Source organism: Streptosporangium sp. H13245, from assembly GCF_055690525.1.
Genome location: NZ_JBSZKT010000072.1, coordinates 1 through 5,710, shown reverse-complemented (window position 1 = coordinate 5,710; position 5,710 = coordinate 1). Strand labels below are relative to the sequence as shown.

2 protein-coding genes are annotated in these 5,710 nt (G+C 70.3%); both read left to right on the top strand.

Annotated features, from left to right (window positions below):
• The first annotated feature begins 422 nt into the window (after window positions 1-422).
• The gene (locus ACW9TB_RS39285) at window positions 423-3,680 is read left to right on the top strand and encodes an AfsR/SARP family transcriptional regulator (RefSeq protein ID WP_472753202.1); all 3,258 of its coding nucleotides are present in this window, start codon (window positions 423-425) and stop codon (window positions 3,678-3,680) included.
• A gap of 1,285 nt (window positions 3,681-4,965) precedes the next feature.
• Window positions 4,966-5,710 (top strand): hypothetical protein (locus tag ACW9TB_RS39280; RefSeq protein WP_472753201.1); only part of this gene is annotated, 745 nt, incomplete at its 3' end.

Here is a 5,710-nt window from a genome sequence, read left to right as displayed (position 1 = left end):
TCGCCGACATGAAGCCCAGCCCCGCGCCTCCCACCGCCGGCAACGCGATCCCCGCGACCAACAACCCCGCCGCCGCACCGATCGCGGCCAGCCTGCCGATCTTGGACGCGGCCCCTGACTGTCCCTCACCCCGTTCAGACATAAGCCATAGATTATGGGGTTTTCCAGGTGCTCACCGCACGTTCGGGCGGTACCCGAGGCGGCTCGGGCGCTCCAGCGGGGAAACTGGCACCGGTTTCACCGACCCGTTCACGACAAATCATCAGTCAGATCCTGTGAGAAGCCCTGTTCCGCGAATTGGGACGAGCTGTACACGGACGGTGGTAAATGTCATGATCACGCCTCATGGGCACGGATGCCTTGCGCGAGGCAACCGGAGCGGTCAAGCCGGAAGCCCGGTACGGGGAGCGAGGTGGCCATTGATGAAGTTCCAGGTGCTGGGGCCGCTTGAGGTGACCCAGGACGGTGAGGAGATCTTCGTCGGCGCCGCGTACAAGCCCCGGCTGGTGCTCGCCGTCCTGCTGGCCCGCGGGGACGGGCAGACGGTGTCGGTCGACCGGCTCGTCACCACCGTCTGGAACGACACCCCTCCGGCGTCCGCGCGGCGCAACATCCAGTTGTACGTGCACCGGCTGCGGAGCGTGCTCGGTACCGATCGCATCATCCGGCAGCCGGGTGGATACACGATCGTCGCCGGTGACGGCCTTGACTCCACGCGCTTCCGAAGGCTCGCCGCGGAGGGGAGCCGGACGCTTGACGACGACCCCGCGCGGGCCGGCCGTATCCTGCGCGACGCCATCGACCTGTGGCGAGGTCCGGCGTTCGCCGAGTTCGGCGACTGCGAGCCGATCGCCGAGGAGGCGACGCAGCTGGAGCAACTCCGGCTCGTCACCACCGAGCGGTGGGCGGAGGCGGAGCTGGCCCTGGGCAGGCACAGGGAGCTGGTCGGCGTGCTGGCCCAGCTGGCGCGGGCCCACCCGTACCACGAGGGGCTGCGGGCCCATCTCATGGTCGCGCTGAACCGCAGCGGCCGTCAGGTCGAGGCACTGGAGCTCTTCCAGCAGACGCGCACCCTGCTCGCCGAGCAGCTCGGGGTGGAGCCGGGTCCCGCGCTCCAGCGGCTGCACCAGGACATTCTGCGCGGCGACGACCAGCCTCCCGAGCCCGCCGCGCCCAGGACGACGGCCACGGTGTCGGACGTCGTCCGTACGACACTGCCGGTGCCCCGGGAGCTGCCCACGAACATTCCCGGCTTCATCGGGCGTGAGGAGGCGTTCGAGGCGCTGGACAGGATGCTGCCCGGTGGCGCCGCCGATCCGATCACGATCTCGGCCGTCACGGGGATGGGAGGTGTCGGCAAGACCGCGCTCGCGGTGCGGTGGGCGCACCGGGTGGCCGACAGGTTCCCGGACGGGCAGCTCTATCTCAACCTGCGGGGCTACTCGCCCGGAGCCCCGGTGCATCCCGCGGACGCGCTCGCGGGTTTCCTCCGGGCGCTGGGCGTCCCGCCGGGGCAGGTGCCCGTCGAGGCGACGGAGGCCGCCGCGCGCTACCGCTCGCTCATGGCGGGACGGCGGATCCTCATCCTGCTGGACAACGCGAGCTCGGCCGAGCAGGTCCGGCCCCTGGTGCCGGGCAACTCCGGCTGCGCGGTGCTGGTCACCAGCCGCGACCGGCTCACCGGGCTCGTCGTCCGCGAGGGCGCCCAGCGCATCACCCTCAACGCGCTCGTCCCGGCCGAGGCCGAAGCCCTGTTCGGCCACCTCCTGGGCGCGGACCGCGTACGGGCAGAACCCGAGGCCGTCGCCAAGCTGGCCGAGGTGTGCGCCCACCTGCCCCTCGCGCTGCGCATCGCGGCGGCGCGCCTGCTGGACCGCCCGTACTCCTCGATCGAGGACTACGTCACGGAGCTGAGCACCGGCAGCCCGGTGAGCGCGCTCACGATCGAGGGCGACGAGGAGACCGCCGTCCGCGCCGCCTTCGACCTGTCGTACCGGCTCCTGCCCGAACGGGTGCAGCGGGTCTTCCGGCGGCTCGGCCTGGTCGCGTGCCCCGACTTCACCCCGGCTGCGGCGGCGGCCCTGGCGGGGATATCCGAGGAGGAGGCGGCGCTCGCGCTGGACCGGCTCGCCGGGGTCCACCTGGTCGACCAGCACGGGCCCGAGCGTTTCACCGTGCACGACCTGCTCCGCCGGTACGCCGGTGACCTCTCGGCCGCCGAGGACGGCGAGGCGGAACGGGCGGAGGCGGCGAACAGGCTGTTCGAGTGGTATCTGGCCGTGGCCGGTGACGCCGCGAGGGTGCTCTACCCGGACATGCTCCAGCTGCCCGCGCCCCCCGAGGTCACGACGCGGACGGTGGACCTCGACAACCCCTCCGCCGCCATGGCGTGGCTGAGCGCCGAACACCACAACGTGGTCGCGGCGATCGGCCACGCGGTCCGGTACGGCCCCAGGCCGATGGCCTGGCTCCTCGCCGACCGGCTCCGCGGCTACCACAACTTCTCCAGGCGCATGGTCGACTGGCTCGCCACCGCGCGCGCCGCACTGGCCGCGGCCCACGCGGAACGGAACCGGCGGGCGATGGCGGCCGCGTTCCTGAACCTCGCCCACGCGTACCACTGCCTCGCCCGCTACAACCGTTCGATCACCTACCTGAACAGGGCCGTCACCCTCAGCCACGAGACGGGGTGGACGCGGGGCGAGGCGAGCGCGCTGAGCAACCTGAGTACCACGTTCATGTTCCTCGGCCTCCCCGACGAGGCCACCCGCCCCCTGTCCAGGGCGCTCGAACTCCACGAGCGTCTCGGCTCGGAACAGGCGCGCGCCAAGGTCCTGAACAACCTCGCGAACGCCTGCCGGGAGTCCGGCCGGCTCCGCGAGGGGCTCGACCACGCCGTACGGGCGCTGGCGCTGATCCGCGAGACCTCGGCCCCCAGAGCCGAGGCGGTCGCGATGACCACCGTGGGCGAGCTCCACCGGCAGCTCGGCCACCTCGACACCGCCGCGGAGCACCTGACCACCGCCCTGGCCCGTCACCGGGAACTCGGCGACCGGTATCTGGAGGCCGACACGCTGGCCTGGCTCGCCCTGGTACGCCGCGACTCCGGCCACCTGGAGCAGGCCCGCGACACCGCCGAGGCCGCGCTGCGGATAGCGGTGGACATCGGCGACCGGTTCACCGAGGTCCAGGCGTTGAACACGCTGGCCTCCGTCCGTGACCACTTCGGGGACTCCGGCGAGGCCCTCCGCCTCCACCGGACCGCGCTGGGCATCGCCAGGGAGATCAACGCCCGCCACCTCGTGGGTGAGGCGCTCCTCGCGCTGGGCATCACCCACCACCGCGCCGGTGACCACGCCGCCGCCGCCGACCTCGCCGGGCAGGCGCTGGAACTGGTCGGCGAACCCCATTTCCGGGTCGTCGAGGGACGGGCGCTCACCCTGCTCGCCCACGCCTGCCACCGGCGAGGACTGCCCGCCGAAGCCGAGGAGTACGGCCTGCGAGCCCTGGACAGCCACCGGGCGACCGGGCACCGGATGGGCGAGGCCCAGACCTGGGCCGTCCTCTCCGGAATCTCGCGTGACAACGGCGACACGGCCACCGCGGAAACACGGGAACGACTGGCGACGGAACTGTACGCGGAGATCGGCGCCCCTTTCTCGCGAGAACTGACCGGTTGATTCCGACGTCTCCGGCCCCTGCGCGGGAGACGGCCCGGCCCCGACGTCGGCGGGCGCGGCGAAACCGCGCCGCCGACGTCTCCCGTCCCGAAAACCTCTCAGGGGCAGGGAGTCTCCTTCTTACAGTCGAGAGGGGGAGGAGTGGGAGCGTGCCCTCCCGGCAGGGTGGGGGGGTCGCAAAACTCGAACCAGTCATAAGGAGTGACGCACGGCGACGCGAGGTAGGACGGGCTGGGAGCAAACGAACCGTGAACGACGGCGACCAGTGAGGTGGACAGCACGGCAGCTGTCGCCAGCAATTTCCAACGCTTACGCAACATTGATAAGAGGTACCTTTCTCGACGCGCCGCCAGGCCCTTTGGCGAAACGCTGTGCCGAAGGTATCCGTCACAGGTATAGCGACTGTATATCACCTGATCAGGGTGGGTTCACCAGGCGCCGGACCCTCCTCTTGGCCGTATTTTCCCGGCAGAACCCAGGCCGCCGGGACCGGGAAACGGAAATCGTCCGGCGAAAACGGCTTCGACCTGCCGGTCAATGATGACAACTCGGGACAGGCGGCTGCTATACCGCAGATATACCGGACCACCACAGGATCATCCACAGCACCGGCGTGCCGGCTCGGATTCCGTACGGAATCCGAGCCGGCATCGGAACAACGGCTGGTTTCAACGGGGTTGTCAGGCGGCCGTGTTCCACCGCGCGCTCAATCATCCGGGGAAGAAAAAAGAAAGATCGTCATGACACTACGGCTCTGAAGCAGAGTGATCCGACGGGCCATCGTCACGGCGACGCCGCCCTCGGTGGCAATCCTCACGGTGGCCCGTACCGCCAACCTTGACCAAGGGCCGTTCGAGGGGCGGCTCGTACGGTCTCCGCCCGCGTGGGGGAGGCACGGATCACGTGTTCGTCTCCGACCGCTGAACGACTTTTCCACGAGGACTCCGGTGGCTCGGGTGACATCGCGACGAGGGGCGATGTTCGAGACGGAACGCGAAAAACGCTCCGGACAGCTCACGCGACCGGTTGAGCGGCGGCGCGGAACCCGGATTCCGTCGCGGCGCCACCACGGGCGCGTCACGACGGACTCGTCCACGCGCCCGGTTTCCGAACGCCCCGAGCCGAGGGTTCGCGACGAGCCTCCCTCCCCGCACCCTCGAACCTCCCCCACCCTCGAACCTCCTACCCCCTCGACCTTCCCGCGCCTTCGAACCCGGCCGGCCGCCGGCGCTCTCATCGACGGCGGCCCCGTCCGGTGCCCCCACCCCCTTCCAGAGAGACTCCGATGAACCGCAGACTTTCCTCACACGCCGCCCTGGCGACGATGACCACCGTGGTCGTGGCAGGACTGATCGCCGGTCCCGCGCATGCCGCGGAACCGAGCCCCACTCCGGTCCCGCACGCGAGCGACGTGAACGTGGCCAGAGCCCTCGCCGCGTGCGACCCCCGGGGCACCACCCCGTCCGACGCGTCGGTGGCCACCCAGCTCAACGGCACGCTGCGGGCCAAGATGCGCGGCTACATGTCGGCCTACCGTGTCTCCTGCGCCCGCATGGTGATCAAGGCGGTCCACGACCGGGGCCTGGACTCGCGGGCCGCGGTCATCGCGATCACGACGACGATCGTCGAGACGAGCATCGACAACATCAGCGAGGAACTCGACCACGACAGCCTGGGCCTGTTCCAGCAGCGCGCCTCCTGGGGATCCAGGGACCAGCGGCTCAACCCCACCTGGGCGGCCAACGCGTTCCTGAACAAGATGATCTCGAAGTACCCGAACAACAGCTGGAAGACGGCTCCGATCGGCCAGGTGTGCCAGGCGGTACAGGTGTCGGCGTACCCCGAGCGCTACCAGCCGGAGGCCGCCGACGCGCAGCTCATCGTCAACGCGATCTGGCCCATGCTCTCCGCACCGGTGGAGGGTCGTCTGTACCGGGAGCCGAACGGGACGATCGCGGTCGTCGCGGGCGGCGCCCCGGTCCGCTTCACCAGCATGGACGAACTCAACGCCTCCGGCTACGAAAACGCCC